General features: G+C 68.7%; 18 protein-coding genes. 10 read left to right on the top strand and 8 right to left on the bottom strand.

Annotated elements, in window-relative coordinates:
* The first annotated feature begins 36 nt into the window (after positions 1-36).
* The gene (locus tag ACIQF0_RS33285; protein WP_401036207.1) at positions 37-729 is read left to right on the top strand and encodes a hypothetical protein; all 693 of its coding nucleotides are present in this window, start codon (positions 37-39) and stop codon (positions 727-729) included.
* A 673-nt stretch (positions 730-1402) separates the two neighbouring features.
* Here ACIQF0_RS33285 and ACIQF0_RS33280 read toward each other — a convergent pair.
* From ACIQF0_RS33280 to ACIQF0_RS33265, 4 genes are read right to left on the bottom strand one after another with little or no spacing between them, the layout of a single operon-like run.
* Positions 1403-1849 carry a DUF6346 domain-containing protein gene (locus ACIQF0_RS33280; protein ID WP_401036204.1) on the bottom strand — a complete coding sequence of 149 codons (447 nt, stop codon included), beginning with the start codon at positions 1847-1849 and terminating at the stop codon, positions 1403-1405.
* Positions 1846-3132, bottom strand: a complete 1287-nt coding sequence (locus ACIQF0_RS33275; protein WP_401036201.1) for a WXG100 family type VII secretion target — start codon at positions 3130-3132, stop codon at positions 1846-1848. The genes ACIQF0_RS33280 and ACIQF0_RS33275 overlap by 4 nt, the downstream gene beginning before the upstream one ends.
* An 8-nt stretch (positions 3133-3140) precedes the next feature.
* Complete coding sequence (locus ACIQF0_RS33270) at positions 3141-3446, bottom strand: hypothetical protein (protein ID WP_401036199.1); 306 nt, start codon at positions 3444-3446, stop codon at positions 3141-3143.
* Positions 3443-3895, bottom strand: coding sequence for a YbaB/EbfC family nucleoid-associated protein (locus tag ACIQF0_RS33265; protein ID WP_401036196.1), 453 nt, complete (start codon positions 3893-3895; stop codon positions 3443-3445). The genes ACIQF0_RS33270 and ACIQF0_RS33265 overlap by 4 nt, the downstream gene beginning before the upstream one ends.
* Before the next feature lie 56 nt (positions 3896-3951).
* On the opposite strand from ACIQF0_RS33265, the gene ACIQF0_RS33260 reads away from it, so the two are divergent.
* The 6 genes from ACIQF0_RS33260 to ACIQF0_RS33235 all read left to right on the top strand — a co-directional run bounded on the left by ACIQF0_RS33260 (position 3952) and on the right by ACIQF0_RS33235 (position 10787).
* Entirely contained in the window at positions 3952-4503 is a 552-nt protein-coding gene (locus ACIQF0_RS33260; protein WP_401036193.1) for a hypothetical protein, read from the top strand.
* Positions 4504-4565: 62 nt separating this feature from the next.
* Positions 4566-5198: a hypothetical protein gene (locus ACIQF0_RS33255; protein ID WP_401036190.1), complete on the top strand. Its 633-nt coding sequence runs from the start codon at positions 4566-4568 to the stop codon at positions 5196-5198.
* A 117-nt stretch (positions 5199-5315) separates the two neighbouring features.
* The gene (locus tag ACIQF0_RS33250) at positions 5316-6635 is read left to right on the top strand and encodes a purine-cytosine permease family protein (RefSeq protein WP_401036189.1); all 1320 of its coding nucleotides are present in this window, start codon (positions 5316-5318) and stop codon (positions 6633-6635) included.
* A gap of 9 nt (positions 6636-6644) precedes the next feature.
* Positions 6645-8183, top strand: coding sequence for a hydantoinase/oxoprolinase N-terminal domain-containing protein (locus tag ACIQF0_RS33245; protein WP_401036187.1), 1539 nt, complete (start codon positions 6645-6647; stop codon positions 8181-8183).
* 10 nt (positions 8184-8193) lie between these two features.
* Positions 8194-9255: a DUF917 domain-containing protein gene (locus ACIQF0_RS33240; RefSeq protein WP_401036185.1), complete on the top strand. Its 1062-nt coding sequence runs from the start codon at positions 8194-8196 to the stop codon at positions 9253-9255.
* Entirely contained in the window at positions 9252-10787 is a 1536-nt protein-coding gene (locus ACIQF0_RS33235) for a helix-turn-helix domain-containing protein (RefSeq protein ID WP_401036183.1), read from the top strand. Before ACIQF0_RS33240 ends, ACIQF0_RS33235 begins: the two co-directional genes overlap by 4 nt.
* A gap of 2 nt (positions 10788-10789) precedes the next feature.
* On the opposite strand, the gene ACIQF0_RS33230 is transcribed toward ACIQF0_RS33235, so the two are convergent.
* Positions 10790-11857, bottom strand: a complete 1068-nt coding sequence (locus tag ACIQF0_RS33230; protein WP_401036180.1) for a sensor histidine kinase — start codon at positions 11855-11857, stop codon at positions 10790-10792.
* A gap of 125 nt (positions 11858-11982) precedes the next feature.
* Positions 11983-12684, bottom strand: coding sequence for a class I SAM-dependent methyltransferase (locus tag ACIQF0_RS33225; RefSeq protein WP_401036177.1), 702 nt, complete (start codon positions 12682-12684; stop codon positions 11983-11985).
* Positions 12685-12836: 152 nt separating this feature from the next.
* Here ACIQF0_RS33225 and ACIQF0_RS33220 point away from each other — a divergent pair, with 152 nt between their 5' ends.
* Positions 12837-14363: an ABC-F family ATP-binding cassette domain-containing protein gene (locus tag ACIQF0_RS33220; RefSeq protein ID WP_401036175.1), complete on the top strand. Its 1527-nt coding sequence runs from the start codon at positions 12837-12839 to the stop codon at positions 14361-14363.
* Here ACIQF0_RS33220 and ACIQF0_RS33215 read toward each other — a convergent pair.
* Positions 14323-14694: a nuclear transport factor 2 family protein gene (locus tag ACIQF0_RS33215; RefSeq protein ID WP_401036172.1), complete on the bottom strand. Its 372-nt coding sequence runs from the start codon at positions 14692-14694 to the stop codon at positions 14323-14325. The two genes, ACIQF0_RS33220 and ACIQF0_RS33215, sit on opposite strands and share 41 nt — an antisense overlap.
* Positions 14695-14736: 42 nt before the next feature.
* Here ACIQF0_RS33215 and ACIQF0_RS33210 point away from each other — a divergent pair, with 42 nt between their 5' ends.
* The gene (locus tag ACIQF0_RS33210; protein ID WP_401036787.1) at positions 14737-15189 is read left to right on the top strand and encodes a MarR family winged helix-turn-helix transcriptional regulator; all 453 of its coding nucleotides are present in this window, start codon (positions 14737-14739) and stop codon (positions 15187-15189) included.
* Here the strand turns inward: ACIQF0_RS33210 and ACIQF0_RS33205 are convergent.
* Positions 15179-16006 (bottom strand): DUF4082 domain-containing protein, encoded by an 828-nt coding sequence (locus tag ACIQF0_RS33205; RefSeq protein ID WP_401036169.1) that lies wholly within the window; start codon positions 16004-16006, stop codon positions 15179-15181. The genes ACIQF0_RS33210 and ACIQF0_RS33205 overlap by 11 nt on opposite strands.
* Positions 16007-16117: 111 nt before the next feature.
* On the opposite strand from ACIQF0_RS33205, the gene ACIQF0_RS33200 reads away from it, so the two are divergent.
* Positions 16118-18331 carry a molybdopterin cofactor-binding domain-containing protein gene (locus ACIQF0_RS33200; RefSeq protein WP_401036166.1) on the top strand — a complete coding sequence of 738 codons (2214 nt, stop codon included), beginning with the start codon at positions 16118-16120 and terminating at the stop codon, positions 18329-18331.
* Positions 18332-18344: the final 13 nt, after the last annotated feature.

The following is an 18344-nucleotide window of genomic DNA, read 5'->3' as shown; positions in this document are numbered from 1 at the left end:
CGAACGCTGCAGTCAACTGACAGGAAGTGGTTTGGCATGACCGATACTGAGGTTTTGATCGACGCGGAGAGCTTGCGCAATGAGCTTGAGGCATTGCGGGAACGCAGGGACGAGGCGATGGAGGCGATGATCGAGGACCTCAAAGGCGTTGCGGGCTCGGTCACTGAGATTGATTGGGAGCTGGACGATCAGCTGGCGGAATGTCAGTTCGATCTGGTTGGCCAAGGAGTGAGTCAAGCCATCGACCTTGTCGCGGCGGCTGGCAACGGGCAGTTGGTGGAGCTGGCCGAACTGGCATCAGTCGACTTTCCTGGCGACACCAGGCTCCCTATTGCCTACTCGACGGGAACGCCGGTGCGTCCCCGTCTGAGTGACTCCGCACTTCCGACGCCGGCTATTGCAAAGGTCAGTGAGTCAGACGACGATGATCGAGAACACGCTCTGCGCGGCCATGTCGAGGATTGCGCTGACCGTATTCGATATCTCCTCGACTACTTCTCGGACGAACTGTGGTGCTACCTTGTTGACTCCGCAGCTGACGGCGACCTCAAGGTTGTCCAGGAAGCGCTGTCCGAGTGCGATGCAGTTGCGCAAGAGCTTCACGCCGCCTACGAGCTGTGGATCATGTGGCTGAATGAGCTGTACAAGGAAGGTTCTTCGAACATCGGTTACGCTGGCGAGTTTGTTGACGCTTCGCGCGCCTGGCTCAAGGAGCAGAGCGGCGAGTAGTTGGCGACCAGCGCGACACCACCAGCGAACGGAAGAACCACCAGTGTCCTGGCGAATCGGTGTTCGTAGGGCTGGTCCACGGACCCCCACGTCGATCCCGTGAAGGTGACCGGTTGGTGAGTGCCTACGTCGGCGGGGGTGAACTGTGAGTGGCTCATGGTCTGGACTGCTTCGCTGCCGATGTCCGAGGTGACAGCGCGCCGCCGGGACGCCCCCAGTGCCGCTAGTCGCGTTCGCAGGACCAGCGGGCGTGCCTGTGGACGCGGCTTGCCTTGGGCCTCGTGGCGTGCGAACGGCCGTTCTGCCGGCACCCAGGAGACCGGCGCCGTGAGGGCCATGGCGCCCATGGCCGGGCCACCGAGCGGCGGTGAAGGACGCGCGCCGGCGTGAAGTCGAGTGGGCCCAAGCGTCGCACGGGCACGGACGTGTCGGCCGGGGTCAGCGGCGAGGAGTCGCTGGTGAACCGCATCTGTACGCCGTGGGTGTCGGTGACGATTGCGCTGCGCCGCCAGCGGTGCCAGGAGGAAACCAGTTGCGCTGGTACTGGATGTTCTCGGCTCGGGCGATCACGGAACCTCGGGGGGCCGTGGTCCTCCCAGAGCAGCAGGAGCAACTCGGCGCCGTACGGGCAGGGGCGATCCAGGCGAGGCGAGTCAGCGCTGGTGAGGTCCTTTCATTCCACCGGCTTCTTGTCGCGGAACATACGGAACGTGATGAAGAGCGCGACTACCGGAATGCCCATGAGGGACAGCATGTACGCGACCTTGTTCGGGTCTCTGCGTTCGGCGAGCGCCCACTCCGCGCTTGCCTGAGAAGACCGTCCGGAACGTACGCGGTTGTTGGTCATCGGCACGCGGTTGCCGATGTCGGCTGGCGTGAGCGAGGAGTTCTTGTTGCTGTACGGGTATTGCTTGCCATCGTCAGCGACGATGGTGGCGTTGCAATACCAGAGGGCGCCAAAGGCCCACCAGTTGCGCGCGCACGAGATTCTTTCAGCGTAGCCCTTCGGATCGCCGCCCGAGCCGGCTTCGCCGTCGAAGAACAACGTGCCTGCGTGGGCGGTGTAAAGGGCGACGATCCAGAGGACGGCGGCGATGGCGATCCGCCTCGGTTTGGTCACGGGCCTTCCTTGGGGTCTTTGTGGCCGCCGCCTTCAGCTTTGTTCAGCTCTTTCGACAGTTCCTTCGCCGGGTGGACGAGGTCTCCCCAGTTCGGCATCAGGTGGCTGATGTCCCTGCTGGACACCGCGCGCACCCAGTTCTGGCCGTCGAGCAGGCCCTTGCTCATCGGCGCGTCCACCTGGTCGGCTGCACGGCCGAGGCTGGACCGGGGGTCGCTCGTATTCTCCTTGCGCGTGGTCAGAGAGGGCTGGTTCAGCCTCTCGTAGAGATCCTTGACCGCCTGCTTGCGAGCCGGGCCGTTCTCCTTCACGCGGGCTGCCCAGTCGTCGACCTTCTGGGTGGTGCGCTGGGCGATGTCGTCGACTTTGTTCATCGCGCTGTCGACACCGTCTTGGATGCGCCTGCTCGCGTTGCCGAGGCCGTCGCCGATGTTGTCGAGGGAGTCGGCCCTGGACACCCTCGTTGCCGAGTCTGAGGCGAGCTCTGCCGCCCGCTGGTTGCCGTAGTGGCTGTTCGGCATCTGCCTGCTCAGGGCTGCGAGGTCATCGGCTTGCTTGCGCATCGTGCTGGCGGCCTTCTTCGCCAGCGAGCCGAGCTTGTCCAACGCCTTGAACAACTTGGCGACGAACCGGGCGATCTTGGTGCCGATCTCGACTGCCTTGGTGACGGCTCGGGTGATGAAGGCCGCGACGGAGGCGCCCGCGGTCGGAATCGCCGACGCAGCGGCCGGAATGCCCCACATCAGCAGAGTGCCTGCCAGGTCGGCCAGCAGATCGCGAATCAGCGCCCTGGTCGCGGCCACTACTGCACCGGCCACCTTGATCTTGTTCGCAGCAGACGAGGCGGCGGCTGACGACCCGCGGAGTTGAGCCACAAGATTGGTGCAACGGGTGCCGTAGGCATCGGCCGCATCGCCCGTCCACTCGGCGAGCGTCTTGGCATGGGACTCGTAGGCGTTGGCCTCGTCGCTCAGGCGTTTGGCGATGTTCTCCCACGTGGTGCCGATCGCTTCGATGGCAGGTGGATCACCCATGAGCTTGTCGAACGGTTCCCGGATGAAACCGACGTTCTCGATGATCCAGCCCACGACCGACGAGGCCAGAGTGCCCAACGGGTCGGTGAGGAAGCCTGCGACATCCAGTGCGAGCGCGGCCCCATCGATGCCCAGCGCGACCGGGTCGATGGTCTTGCCTTCGGCAAAGGGCTTGACCAGGTCCTCGGTGGTGTCGAACATGCCTGCGCCGGCGAGCCGCTTCTTGTCGTCTTCCTTCTGTGCGACCAAGGGGTTGCTCATCGTTCCACCCCCTGCATGGCGGTGCGGTTACCCTCTTCAACCTGTCGGTAGGTCTCGGCCGTTGAGCACAGTTCGCCACCGGTTGTCTCGAAGGCCTTGGGGAGGGCTGCGAGAAGGGCCTTGGCGTCGTCGAGTTCCTCGTTGAAGATCGACGACCACGCTTGGCAGAGTTCGCCCATCACGTTCGGGCCGAGGCTCACCTGGGAGGCGGACGCTGCTTCCTGCAGCGAGGGCGAGACCTGGCCGACGAGCATCTTGCCGTGAGCGGAGACGGTCTCGGTCTGAGTCTGGAAGCCGGTCATCGCAGCACCGAGTTTCCGCCGAAGTCGTCGTCATCGCCCCGGGGTGGTGCGGGACGGCCGGGAGGTGGGGGCGGCTGCTCGACGGTGCCCGCTGGGTCGATCACAGCGATGCCCCGCTCGACCTGTTCGCGCAGGAAGGCCATGCCTTCACCGTCGCCGAGGATCGGGCGCATCGTGTCCTCGATCTTGCGGGCGGCCTCGACCTGGGCATAGCGGATGGTGTCCATGATCGTGCGACCCAGGGTGGTGTGGCCGAGGTCGTCGGCACGTGGGGTGAGCTGGAGTGACTCGATTCGGCCACCCGAGCCCACGGTGACGATGACCGAGCCGTCAGGGCTTTGGGCCTCGGTGCGGGATTCGCGGAACGCCGTCTGGATGGCGTTCGCTTGTTCCTGGGCCTGCTGCAGGCGCTGTTCGAAGTTCGCGAGGAACGCGTGCGGATCGGTCACGATCGAATGATCGCATTTGCGGGAACTCTGCGTGCATGGTTCGGCACAATGCGTGCATGGTGAAGCCGCTTATCACTCGGGAGATGCGGGAACGCGCTCGCCGTGCGCCCAACAGCTGGTTGCACGTGACTGATCCAGGTCATGACGGCGCCTCCACCGAGGCGGTGATCGGGCGCTACCTCGTGGACGCACGCGGAGAGATCACTGATCAGTACGTGCCCAATCCCCGATATCAGGCGCGTGAAATCACCTTCGAGAACGATCTCGAGTCGTTGATGTACCTCGTGCACCGCGGGTACGCGGACAAGGTGGAACTGGTTGACGCGGTACTGGCCGCCGAACTCGTGCTGCCCGCCGATCCCGCTCGCGAACCGAGAAAGCATCTCGTCCTGCGCAGGAACGTCGTGGATGTCTTCGCATCGGAACGAGCGCGGCCGCGCGACTGGCCACCGCACTGGCACCGGTTCAGCGGAGTTGAGCTGGCAGTCGTGGTGGACGCGCTGGAGCAGCCGGTCACGGTGCTGGTGACCGCGCAGGGCGAGGTTCAGTTCGAGATGCCGGGTGACCTGCTCGTGGACGGGCTGCGTGTGGCGATCACGATGGGGTGATCCGCGTGGTGGCGTTGATGCACGAACGGACTGTGTTGCGCCGATCGGTCTAATCTCCGGCCGTGCGGACGAGGCTGACCCCCATGCAGCAGGCGGTGGTGGACGCCGGGCGTCCCCTGCCGCAGCTGACCGATCCGCTGGAGGTCGAGCTTCAGGTCAGTTCGTTCGCGGGGCCGTTCGCCGACAACGAGGAGTTGTGGGAGGTCGTCGTCCGGCACCTGGAGGAGGTGCCGAGCCGGCGTAGTGCGGCGTTGCTGACGGCGCTCGGTCACCTCCTTCCCGGGCGGCCTGGGCAGTGGGCGCAGGAGGCCGCTCGGCATCAGGACGAGCCGCAGTGGGATCTGGGAGCGCTCACATTTGGCGAGTGCTGGATCGGGGATCGGTCGATCGACGCGGGATATCTGGCACTGCTGTGCAGTTATTCGTACGGGGACTCGCCGCACGCGATGGTTTTCATGATCGACGAAATCAGCGGGAGTCTCACTCGGCACGCGTTTCTCACTCGGCAGGTCGGGGAGGCGTTGGCTCGGCTTCGTGAGGAGATGCGGTTGGAGCTGATCACGCCGGTGGCGGCTCACTGGCTGCTCAGCCGCAGCTACGACCGGTTTGAGCGGCGGCCTGGGCTCGGGGTGAGCATGGACGTGCACCAGACTCGGTTGGTTGCGCGCAGGCGGATTGCACTGGCGATGAATTAAGGGTGGCCTGTGCGAATCGCAACGTGGTGATTCATCCGACTGTGCAGAGTGTCTGTAGCTCGATCGTGGCTCGGCTATTACTGTCCGAGTTGTCGATCACAGGGCGGAGGGATGATCATGACCGCTCTTCTCGGGCGCGATGATCAGGCTCTCAGTCGTGTCCCTGACCAGGCGCGGCACCCTTGGTTGTCGGTCGCGACCCAGCGCTTCGGGCAGACGACCGCGCTGAGTCAGTTGTTGCTGGGCGCGACCCTCGGGTTCGGCATGTCGTTCTGGGACGCGTTCATCGCGCTCACGATCGGGGCCGTGCTCCTCAACGCCGTGGCGATCACCGTCGGTGTCATCGGGCAGCGGGAAGGGCTTTCCACGGCCATCCTCACGCGGTGGACGGGCTTTGGGCACGCCGGGTCGGCGGTGCTCGGGCTGATCATCGCCCTGTCGTGCACCGGGTGGTTCGGGGTGCAGACGGGGCTGGCCGGGGCGACGCTCGCCGGGGTGGCCGGGGTGTTGCCGGCGCCGGTGTGGTCGTTGCTCTTCGGCATCGTTGTCACTGTCATCGCGGCTTATGGCGTGCGGTGGATGGCGTGGACCTCGTACGTCGCGGTGCCCGCGTTCCTGGCCCTGTTGCTCTGGCTCGTGCTGACCAACGTCAACGATGTCGGCGCCGCCATCTCCGGGCCGGCGCCGGGGCCCGCGATCGGGATGCTGACCGCGATCACGCTGGTCACGGGCAGTTTCATCGTGGGTGCGGCGATCGCGCCGGACATGACGCGCTTCAACCGCAACGAGTGGGACGTCGTCAAGCAGACCGTTCTGGGGATCACGCTCGGCGAGTGGGTCATCAGCCTGGCCGGGGTGGTGCTCGCGCGCGGGGTCGGTACGACCGACGTCATGGGCGTCATCAGTTCGTCCAGCGGCTGGATCGGCGCGCTTATCGTGGTCACGGCGGTCTTGAAGATCAACGACTGGAACCTCTACTCCGCCTCGCTCGGGATCGTGAACCTCGTTGACGCCGTGTTCGCCGTGCGGATCAGCCGGGCACAGGTGACGGTCATGGTCGGGTGCGCGGGCAGTTTCCTCGCGGCGGCCGGGATCGTGCACCAGTTCAGCCACTTCCTGGTGTTGCTGGGCGTGGTGTTCCCGCCCGTCGCCGGGATCATGGTCGCCGAGTACTACGTCGTGCGGCGGTGGCGCAACGAGATCATCTCGACGCGGCCGCACGTGCCGCGGTCGGCGCCTTCGTGGGTGCCCGTCACGGTGGTGGTCTGGCCTGCTGCGGCCATCGTCGGCGAGCTGTTGCCGTTCGGGCAGGCCAGTGTGAACTCTCTCGTGCTCGCCTTCGCGCTGTACGTGTCCGCTGGGCGGTTGGACCTTCTCAGGATGCGCACGCGGCGAGCTACCAACCGTAAGGTGGTCGGGGAAGCGACGGCCGCCTGAGGGGTGCACATGCACATCGGTATCGACGTCGGCGGCACCAACACCGATGCCGTTCTCGTCGAGGGCCGGCGGGTCCTGGCCGAGTGCAAGGCGACGACCACGGCCGACGTGACCACGGGGATCATCGCGGCGGTCAGCGGGCTCGCGTTCGACCGGACCGCGATCACCGCGGTCATGATCGGCACGACGCACTTCGTCAACGCCGTCGTGGAGGGCCGCGGGCTCGCGCGGACGGCGGCGGTGCGGCTCGGACTTCCCGCCACCACGGCGCTTCCGCCTTTCGTCGACTGGCCGGAGCCGCTGCGCCAGGCCATCGGCGGGCACGCGTACCTCTGCCACGGCGGCCACGAGTACGACGGCAGGGTCATCTCGCCGCTCGACGAGGACGAACTGCGCGCGGTGGCCGCCGACATCGCGGCCAAGGACGTGCGGTCGGTCGCCATCTCGTCGGTGTTCTCGTTGGTCAGCAGCGATTTCGAACGCCGCGCGGCGGAGATCCTCACGGCCGAGGTGCCGGGCCTGCTGGTGAGCTTCTCGCACGAGATCGGACGGCTCGGCCTGCTGGAGCGGGAGAACGCGACGATCATCAACGCCGCGCTGCGCGTGCTGGCCGAGCAGATCGCCGACGGTCTCACGGAATCCTTGACGGCACAGGGCATTGACGCCCCGCTCTTCCTCAGCCAGAACGACGGCACGCTGATGGACCTGGAGTACGCGCGCAGCCACCCGGTCGCCACGTTCGCCTCCGGGCCGACGAACTCCATGCGCGGGGGTGCGTTCCTGTCCGGGACGGACGACTGCGCGGTGATCGACATCGGCGGTACGACGACCGACATCGGCATGCTGCACAACGGTTTCCCGCGCGAGGCCTCGTCCGAGGTGCTCATCAGCGGCGTGCGCACGAACTTCCGGATGCCCGACGTGCTGTCGGTCGGCCTCGGTGGCGGCAGCGTCGTGCGGCAGGACCGGGGCGGCCTCCAAGTGGGGCCGGACAGCGTCGGATTCCGCCTGTCCCGGCAGGCCCTCGTTTTCGGCGGCGACACGCTCACGGCGACGGACGTCGCGGTCGCGGCGGGCCTCGCCGACATCGGTGACCCGGCGCTGGTGCGTCATCTAGACCGCACGCTCGTGCGGTCGGTGCTCGACCACGTCCGCGGCCGGATCGCCACGCAGGTCGACCGCATGCGCACGAGCCCGGCGCCGTTGCCCGTCGTGCTGGTCGGCGGCGGCAGCATCCTCGTGCCGGACGGGATCGAGGGCGTCAGCGAGGTCGTCCGGCCTGATCACCACGCCTTCGCCAACGCCATCGGGGCCGCGATCGCGCAGGTCGGCGGCGAGGTCGACCGGGTGTTCACGATGGAACCCAGACGGCGCGACGAGGTGCTCGACGCGGCCCGGCAGGAGGCCGTGGACAAGGCGGTGGCGGCGGGCGCGAAGGCGGACAGCGTGCGGATCGTCGAGGTCGAGGAGATCCCGCTCGCGTACCTGCCGGGAAACGCGAGCCGGGTGCGGGCGCGTGCGGTGGGTGATCTGCTGCTCGGCCACTAGGGTCACGCGCATGCACCTGCTCCGGCCCGACGAGGTGGACCAGCTCGCCCTGGGCGTGGTCGTGCTCGGCAGCGGGGGTGGGGGCGGCGAGCAGGAGACCCACGCGTTCGCCGCGATGCTGCGGCACGAGATGCGGCAGAGCGGGCCGGTCACGGTGTTGTCGCCGGAGGAGGCCGATCCCGACGGCTACGGCGCGCGGGTCGGGCTGATCGGCGCGCCGACCGTGATGATCGAGAAGCTGCCGTCGGGCCGGGAGGCCGAGGAGGCTCTGAAGGCGTTGCAGGCGCAGGACTCCACGCCCGTGACGGCCGTCATCGGGTGGGAGATCGGCGGGTGCAACGGGCTGTTGCCGCTGATCCTGGCCGCGCGGCTGGGGCTGCCGTACGTCGACGTCGACGGGATGGGGAGAGCGTTCCCACGGGTCGACCAGACGACCTACGACGCGGCCGGTCTGCCCACGACCCCGTTGGCCATCACCGAACCCAGCGGCAACCGCGCGGTGCTCGACTCGACCGGCATCGAGAAGCTCGCGCGCACCGTGATGGTCGACTTCGGCGGCTGGGCGATGATGGTCGCGAAACCGTTGAAGCTCGCGGACGCGGTCAAAGCGGGCATAACGGGCTCGCTAGCCCGTGCTCTCGAACTGGGCGGGATCTGGTCGCGGCACGCGGTCCCCGTCGACGAGAGAGCCAAGGCTTCCGGCGGTTTCCTTGTCACGCGGGGAAAAGTCGTCGAGGTGTGGCGCGAGTCGGTCGGGGACTTTCCACGTGGAACGGTGGCGCTGCGGCGACTGGACGCCGACGATGCGTACGTGCGCCTGGAGATGCAGGGTGAGTACCTCGTCGCGCTCGCGGACGGCGAGCCGCTGGTGACGACGCCAGATCTGCTGTGCTGCCTGGACGCCGAGACCGGCCACCCGCTGTCGACGGAACGGCTCAGGTTCGGCGCGGTCGTGGACGTGGTAGCGCTCCCATCACCGCCGCAGTGGGTGCGGAGGGAGATGCTCGGCAGGGTCGATCCGCGGGCGTTCGGCTACGACCTCGACTACGTCCCCTTCCGGTGCGCCGAGTGATCGACGACGCCGACTCCCTGACCGTGCGCGATCTGCTGGAGATCGGCGTGCTCGGCGACGCGACCCTGCTGGCGGGCCAGCGCGGCGTCGGCACCGAGGTCGCGGACGTGCGGCTGGCGGCGGACATGACGGCCGTCGAGGCGTGCTCGGCGGGTGATCTGGTGATCCTGACCGGGCACCAGCCGTACCTCGTCGAGGTGGCGCTGCGCCGGGCCTACAGCGCGGACGTGCGGGCCGTCGTGCTGGTGCGGCCGTCGACCGGCTCCTACCAGGCCCCGTCCACCGCGACGATCTCGTTCGCGAACCGGCTCGGCGTGCCGTTGCTGCAGATCGACGCGGACGACCCGCTGCTGGTCGCGGACGCGTTGCGCACGGCTGTGCGGCGTCCCGAGGTCGCGGCGGCCCGGCTGCTCAACGCCGTCACCGCACGGCTCGGGCGCAGCAGGCCCGATCCGCGTTCGGTGATCACGATCCTGTCCGGCGAGCTGCACGTGACGTGCGCGGTGATCAGCGCGGACGGCACCGCGATCGAGGGCGTCTCCCCGCCGGGACTGCCCCCGGACCTGCTGACCGGTTCCGTCGCCACCACCGTCGAGCTGGCCGAGGGCTTCGCCGTGGCCGTGCCGGTGGAGACCGACCGGACCGGGCACGTGCACCTGTGGCTCGTCTCGCACGCCAGCGGCAGCAACAAGCGCTGGGCCGAGACCGTCCAGCAGATCAGCCAGGTCGCCTCGTGGGCGCTCGGCAACTGGGTCGCCTCCGAACGCCTCGAAACCGAGCGCCGCGCCCGTTCCCGCGGCTCACTGCTGTCCGAACTGCTCGCCTCCGGCGACGACGTGCCGCCACAGCTCGTGCAGCAGGCCGTGCTCGCCGGGTGGCGGCTCGACGGCTGGCACACCGGCGTCCACCTGGCGCCGAACCCGCCCGCGCCGGACGCGCTCGACACCGCCAACACCGAACGGCTGCGCGTCGAGCTGTCCCGCCGCGGCCTGCACGGCCAGCTGGTCGAGGGAGCGGAGGGCTGGTCGTTCTGGCTCACCAACGACTCCGAGCCGCCGCAGTCGCAGCACCGCGAGCTGACCGCGAAGATCGCCCAGGTGCTGGGCGGCTGCCCGGTCGTCGCCGGCATCGGCCGCCCGCACCCCGGCGTCTCCGGCGTGGGCAGGTCTCTGGCCGAGGCGCGCGAGGCCGCGGCGATGACCGGGGTCGCGAAGGTCGTGCACATCGACGAACTGGGTGTGCGGCGGCTGTTGTCGATGGCGGCCGAGACGCCGGCGCTGGTCGACCAGGCCGCGCGCCTGCTGGAACCGCTGGCGGGCGTGGAGGACGGGCAACTGCTGCGCACCCTCGCGATCTACCTGGACGAGGAGTCGGTGACGTCGTCGGCGGCCGTGCGGTTGAAGGTGCACCGCAACACGGTGGCGCAGCGGATCAACCGGGCCGAGCAGCTGCTCGGCGTCAGCCTGCTGAACCCGGACGAGCGGCTCGCGGTGCACCTGGCCTGCAGGGCGGTCCGCGCCTCCGACGAGTGAGGTCAGGTCGGCACGAATGCGGGCAGGACGGCGTCGACCTCGAAGCCGCCGTCGTCGGTCGGGCCCGCCGTGAGGGTGCCGCCGACCATCTCGACGCGGCCGCGCAGACCGAGCAGACCGCTGCCGGAGCCGGGCAGCACGAGGGCCGGGACGGCGGACGGCCTGGTGTTGCGGATGACCGCGCGGACGCTGCTCGGTCCACAGTGGATGGTGATCTCGGTGTGGGCGCCGGGTGCGTGCTTGTGGACGTTGGTCAGGGACTCCTGGACCACCCGGTACATCGTGCGGCGCACGGCGGGCGAGATGGTGTCGGCGTCGCCGTGTTCGGTCAGGGTGATCTCCAGTCCGGTGGCGGCGGAGTCGGCGACGAGACGGGAGAGCCGGTCGGGCAGCACGTCCGGGATGCGCGCGGCACGGCCGGACCTCAGCACGCCGACGAGGTCGCGCAGTTCGGCCAGCGAGTGGCAGCCGGCGGTGCGCAGTTCCTCGGCGGCTTTGCGCACGTCGTCGTCCTTGGCAGCCATGCGCAACGCACCGGCGTGCAGCACCATCAGGTTCAGCCGGTGCGTGACGACGTCGTGCATCTCAGCGGCGAGCCTGGTGCGTTCGTCGGCGCGTGCGTGCTCGGCCATCAGTTCACGTTCCCGCTCGGCGAGCGCCTGCACGAACCTGCGCCGCTCGCCCAGGTGGAGGCCGGTCAGCCCGGCGATCGCGATCAGGCAGGGGCCGACGAGACCGTCCGGGAACGTCCACACCGCGGAGCCGGCCAGCCAGGTGAGGGCGTGGACGACCACGAGCCAGCGGTGCCTCGTGGTGTGGGCGGTGATCGAGTAGGCGGACACGACCGAGGCGAACGTCGGGGTGAGCAGCGAGAGGAAGGCGATTGCCGAGCCGGACGCGACGGGGTGGGTGCGTCGCCACCACAGCGCCGCCGCCGCGAGCAGGTGGATCGTGACGTAGAACGTCGGCCCCGCGGCAACGAGATGCGACGGCACGGGCAGCGCCAACTCGCGGCCGATCCCCAGCGCTGCCACGAGCAGCGCCAGCGCCAGCTCTCCGGCCCGTGTCACGCGGGTGACGATACTGCCGGTTTTGTGCCCTGGATCACCTACTGGAGCAGGGCGTTGACCCTACTTTCGCAGGTGGCGACCACCGACTTTTCCGCCTGCCGGACGCCTGTGTCCGTTGGCTGCACTTACTTGCGGAACAGGGCCGACCAGAGGAACGACTTCCCGAACGCGGGGGAGTCCGCGGGCTCCTCCGTCATGCGGCGCAGGTCGACCTCCGTGAGGTCCTGGAAGATCCAGCGCAGGTCCTCCGGGGAGTAGCCGACCCCGCCGGACAGGCTGGACTGCCGGTACAGCTCCACGTCCGGCGTCGCGGTGCCCTCCTCCGCGGTGAAGCAGGTGAGGGCGAAGTGGCCGCCGGGCCTGAGCACGCGGTCGAGCAGCGCGAGATAGCCGATGCGGCGGTGCGGCGGCAGGTGGTGGAAGCAGCCCGAGTCGTAGACCAGGTCGTACGAGCCCTCGGTCGTGAACGCGTCGCCGTGCCGGAACCGGACGTCCAGGCCTTCGGCACGTTCGGTGGCCCACCTGATGGCGGTGGCCGAGATGTCGACGGCGTCGACCTGGAACCCGTTGCGGGCCAGGAAGAGGGCGTTGCGGCCGGGACCGCAGCCGACGTCGAGCGCCCTGCCCGGCGTGATCAGGCCGCGTTCCAGGTACTCGGCCAGGTTCTCGTCCGGCTTGGCCGCGAAGAACGGGACCTCGCGCGTGCGGTCCGCGTAGAAGCCGTCCCACCAGTCGCCCGCCCGAGCGGTCCAGCGGTCGGCCTCCGGCGCGAACAACCCGTCCAGCAACGCCATCACGTCGTCGATCGTGCGCACGTTCCGATGCATTCAAACCCCCAGGTAGATGCCTTGCCAGTCTACCTGGGAGCGGTACGTGGTTGCAGCCTCGTACGGTGTATGGCAACATCGGTTAGGTGATCTACTGACCCCGCTTCCAGCGCATCCGTGTCCGATTTCCTTCGGCGGTGTGGGGGTCCCTCATGTCAGCTCAGTTGACGATCAAGAAAATCACCAAGAACTACGCGTACAAGCGCGTGCTCGACGACATCTCCCTGACGGTCCGGCCGGGCGAGAAGCTCGGTGTGGTCGGCGAGAACGGCTCGGGCAAGTCGACGCTGCTGCGGCTGATCGCCGGGCAGGACGTGCCGGACGACGGTGAGATCACCGTGGTGGCGCAGGGCGTCGGCTATCTCGGGCAGGTGCTCGACCTGCCGTCGGACGCGACCGTCGGCGACGCGATCGATGCCGCACTCGTGGAGATTCGCCTGCTGGAACAGCAGATCGCGGTCGCGGCGGAACAGGAGAGGCTCGATGAACTCGGGGAACTGCTGACGGCGTTCGAGTCGCGGGACGGCTACTCGGCCGACGCGCGGGTCGAGGCCGCGATGTCCGCGCTCGGTGTGACCGTCGGCCGTGAACGGCGGCTGGGCACGTTGTCGGGCGGGGAACGGGCCAGGCTCGCGCTCGCCGGTGTGCTGGCGGCCGAACCGGAACTGCTGCTGCTCGACGAGCCCACCAACCACCTGGACGACGAGGCGTTGTCCTGGCTGGAGAACAGGCTGCGCGGGCACCGCGGCACGCTGGTCGTGGTGACGCACGACCGGCTGTTGCTGGAACGGGTGACCACGGCGATCGTCGAGGTCGAGAACCGGGCGATCACCCGCTACGGCAACGGTTACGCGGGCTACGTCGCCGGGAAGCGGGCGGCGCGGCAGCGGTGGGAGCAGGCCTACGCGGAGTGGGTCGGCGAGATCGGGCACTGGACCGAGTGGCGTGGCACGACAGCACATCGCGTCGCGCCGGCGCGACCGATCCGGGACCACAACAAGTGCAAGTACAACGGCGACGGCCGTCGCGTGCAGGCGTCGATCAGGACGAGGGTGCGCAGCGCGTCCGAACGGCTGGAGCGGCTGCGCGCCGAACCGGTGCCGAAGCCGCCGGAACCGTTGCGCCTCAACGCTCCGCTCGACGCGGCGGTGTGCGAGGGCACGGTTCTCGAGTTCGGGGAGCTGAAGGTCGAGGCAGGGCAACGGTTGCTGGTGACCGGACCGAACGGCTCCGGCAAGACGACGCTGCTCGAAGTGCTGGCAGGTGTCCTCGACATGGGCGAGGTCACCCGCAACGGCGTGATCGGCTACCTGCCGCAGGAAACCGTTGTGCGTGAACCGAAGCAGACGGTCCTGGATGCGTTCGACGGCAGCGCGGACGACCTCGAAGCGCTGGGTTTGCTGCGCCGAGAGGACTTCGGCATGCCGGTAGGAGCGTTGTCGATCGGGCAACGGCGACGGCTCGCGCTCGCCCGGTTGCTCACCCGGCAATGCGACGTGTTGTTGCTGGACGAGCCGACGAACCACCTGTCGCTCGCGTTGGTGGAGGAGTTGGAAGCGGCGCTGGAGAACTACCCCGGCGCGGTCGTCGTGGCGTCGCACGACCGGTTGCTGCGCCAGAGGTGGCAGGGGGAGGAGCTCAGAATGGTTCGTAGCAGTCGAACGTCTCGACAGAGCTGATCAGCCCGTCGCGCGTGTCCACGAACTGGGCGATGCGCGCGACGAGCTGCCTGCCGTCCCGGAGCACGCCGGTCCAGGTCAGGCGCAGGATCGCGGTGTCGCCGGACACCAGCGCCGAGTGCACGTCGTACTTCTGGCTCGACAGCAGGCCGACGCCCTTCTCCGAGTTCGCGAGCATCTCGGCCAACGGGGTCCGCGCGCCGTTCGGCTTGATCAGGTTCGGGTGTTCGACGGTCACCGCGTCGGCGGTGAAGTGGCGGCGCAGCGCGGAACCGGACTCGCCGGCTTCGAGCGCTCGGTGCAGTGAGGTGGCGACGGCAACGGGGTCCATGTCCACAACCATAGTTGTACAACCGTGGTTGTCAATGTGAGGATGCAGAGCGTGGACCTGATGGACATCGACCTCGCGACCCTCGCCTACCTGGCGGGCAGCTCCGCCAACGACGCGGTCCTCGAGCGGCTGCACGAGATCGGGCACGAGGGCGTGCGGGTGTCGCACGGGTACGTGATCCAGCACCTGATCGAAGGCGCGCCGACGGTGTCCGAACTGGGGGAACTGCTCGGCGTCACCCAGCAGGCCGCCTCGAAGCAGCTGCTCGAACTGGAACGCCTCGGCTACGTCACGCGGGAGCCGGACCGCGCCGACAGCCGGATCAGGCGCGCGGGGCTCACCGACCGGGGCCGGCGACTGGTCGAGGACAGCCGCCGGCTCCGCGGTGAGCTGGACGTGCACGGCGGTGACGAGGTCAAGCGAGCGTTGATCAGGTTGCTCGACGCGACCGGCGGCACCGAGGCCGTGCTGAGGCGCCGGGTGGCTACGGCCTGAAGACCGGCTCGATCCCGTAGTTGCTGGCGTACCAGGTGTCCGTCGGGAAGCCGCCGTCGTAGCTGTACACACCGGCGTTCACCGGGATCCTGAACGGCGTCTGGACGAGGTTGCCCACGAAGTAGTTCTCCGTCACCTTGTAGCCACCGGACGGCGTGACGTACGAGACGACGTAGTCGGTGCCCGGCACCACGGGAACCGGTGTGCTGAAGGTGATCCGCTGGCTGTAGGCGGCGCCGGGGGCCGCCTGCTCGGCCAGCAACGTGCCGTTGGACCAGATCCGCGCGGTCACGGGTCCGGTGTAGTTGCCGCGCCTGATGATCACCGCCGTGAGCGAGCCAGGACGGTCGACCTGGGTGCGCAGGCCGAGTTCGACGGCCTGCTCGTCGGGGTCGTTGACCGTCGGGCTGTACGTGTCGTGCAGGGTCAGCGAGGTCTCGTGGATCAGTGCCGGGACTGTGGTGCCGCCGACGTGGACGGTGCGCGACACGGTGACCGGGCCCGTCGTGGACGCGGTGTGGGCGCGGGCCAGGATCGTCAGCGGGCCGGGAACGGACGGGAAGAGCACGACCGACCACCGCTCGCCGTGCGCGTCGACGGAGGTCCAGTTGGTGCCGTTGTCGGTGGAGAAGTCGACCTCGGTGATGCCGCCCGACTCGCCGTTGACGGCGCCGCCGATCACGAGCAGCGGCTCGTTCAGCGGGACGGAGGCCTCCGCGGTGGGCGAGAAGATCATCGCCATCGGGCCGTCCGCCGCGAGGGCCGGAGTGGGAGAGACCAGGACAAGTGCCAGCAGCAGTACTGCTAATCGTCTCATGTACGGCAGATCGTCCCCGGTGAAGACGCAGTTACGGTGATCCGCCAGGCAGTCCCGCACCCGTTCGGCTGACAGGCGTACCCGGGTCGGCCAGATGTCGTTGACGAGTACATGACCTGTGACAACGAAGTCCCGGTCCCCGAAGCCCGGGTCCCCGTGCGCCGGCGGCAGTTCCTCACGTTCCTGGTCGCGGCGCCGGTGCTCACCGTCGCCGTTCCGGGCACGGCCGAGGCCGTCATCCCGACGCTGCCGCAACCGGCCGAGATCCTCGATCTCGGCGACATCCTGATTCTGGCCGGTACTCCGACCGCGGGCGCGCTCGCCGTGCTCAGCGTCGGCGAGGACGGCGTCGTCACACTCGAACTGCCCCGCGCCGAGGTCGGTCAGGGCATCACCACGGCGTGCGCGATGCTCGTCGCCGAAGAGCTCGACCTGCCGTTGGGGCAGGTGCGTGTCACGCTCGCCGACGCGCGGCCAGAGCTGCTGATGAACCAGCTCACCGGTGGTTCGAACACGATGCGGTCGGTGTACGGCCCGGTCCGTCAGGCGGCGGCGGCCGCACGGGCCAGGCTGCTCGCGGCGGCGTCGAAGCAGCACGGCGTCGCGGTCGACCGGCTGTCCACAAGAGACGGTGCGGTGATCCTGCCGGACGGGCGCCCGATCCTGTACGGGCTGCTCACCTCGGCGGCGGCGCAGCTGACCGGAGTCTTCGCCGCGCAACCGAAACCGGCGTCGGAACACCGGCTCATCGGCACGCCGCAGTCGCGCATCGACGCCCGCGCGATGGTCACGGGGCAGTTCAAGTACACGCTCGACCAGGACGTGCCGGGCGCCATGCCGACGGTCGTGCGCAGGCCGCCGACGATCAACGGCTCGGTGAAGTCGGTCGACTCCACCGCGGCGAAGGCCATGCCGGGTGTTCTCGCGATCGGGGTGGTGCCGACGGGGGTCGCGGTGGTCGCCGAGACGTTCGGCCAGGCCATGGCCGCCCGTGACGCGCTGAAGGTCACCTGGAACGCCGGCACGATCGACGCGTTGTCGGACAAGGAGATCCGGGCGAAGCTGCAGGCGGCCGCGCTGCCGTTCATCGTGCCGCCGCTGCTGACCCAGCACGTCGACATGGAGTTCGACTTCGCGTTCGTCAGCCACGCGCCGATGGAGACGAACTCGGCGATCGCGGACGTGCGCGACGACCGCGCGGAGATCTGGGCGGGCCTGAAGTCGCCGATCGTGGCGCGGCAGACCATCGCCGCGGCCATCGGACTGCCCGAGTCCGCGGTCACCGTCCACGTGATGCAGGGTGGCGGCTCGTTCGGGCGCAGGCTGTTCTTCGACGCCGCGATGGAGGCCGCGCAGATCTCCAAGGCGTTGCGGCGCCCCGTGAAGCTCATGTGGGACCGCAAGGACGACATGCGCCACGGCCGCGCCCGCGCCGCCAGCCACCACAAGCTGCGGGCGACGTTCGCGCTGGGCAACGTGCTGACGTTCGAGCACCGGGTGGCCTCGGTCGAGACCGACTTCCGGCACGGCCTCGGCGAGGTCCTCACCGCCACCGCCGCGTCGCTGCCGGTCGCGGGCAACCTGTCGTTCGCGCAGACGGTGTTCCTCACGACCTGCAAGGTGCCGTACAACTTCGGCGTGGTGACCTCGCTGCTCAACGAGGTGCCGCTGCGCATGCACACCGGCTCGTGGCGGTCGGTCTACTCGGCGAACACCCGTGGTGCGGAAGAGATCCTGGTCGACCAGCTCGCGAAGAAGATGGGCAAGGACCCCGTCGCGTTCCGCCGCGAGTACCTCAAGACCGCGCGCCAGCGCGCCGTGCTAGACAAGGTCGTCGCGGAGGGCGAGTGGGGCCGGGCGATGCCGAAGTGTTTCGCTCAGGGCATCGGGTTCCACGACGAGTACAAGTCGTGCACCGCGTGCCTGGTCGAGATCGACGCCCGCGACCCGCAGAACCCGCGCGTGGTCAAGGCGACGATCGCGGTCGACGTCGGCCGCCCGATCAACCCGCGCGGCCTGGAGGCGCAGATCCTCGGCGGCCTGACCGACGCCATCTCCACCACGTTGCGCGCCGGTCTGCACATCGACAAGGGCCTGCCGCTGGAGGGTTCGTACTCGCAGTTCCACTACGCCCGGCAGAAGGACGCCCCGAAGGACGTGCGGATCTTCGTGATGCCGGCGACCGGGGAACCGGGCGGCGCGGGCGAACTGGGCGTGCCGGCCGCGGTCGGCGCGATCGCCAACGCCTACGCGCGGGCGACCGGTGTGGTGCCGCGCAGCTTCCCGATCATCTTCCCGGTCGACTTCGAGCCGTTCCCGCGCTGAAGGAGCGTCCCCT

The sequence above is a fragment of the Lentzea sp. NPDC092896 genome, assembly GCF_044754905.1.
In the GTDB taxonomy this organism is placed as follows: Bacteria; Actinomycetota; Actinomycetes; order Mycobacteriales; family Pseudonocardiaceae; genus Lentzea.
This window is presented reverse-complemented; position numbering and strand designations above follow the sequence as displayed.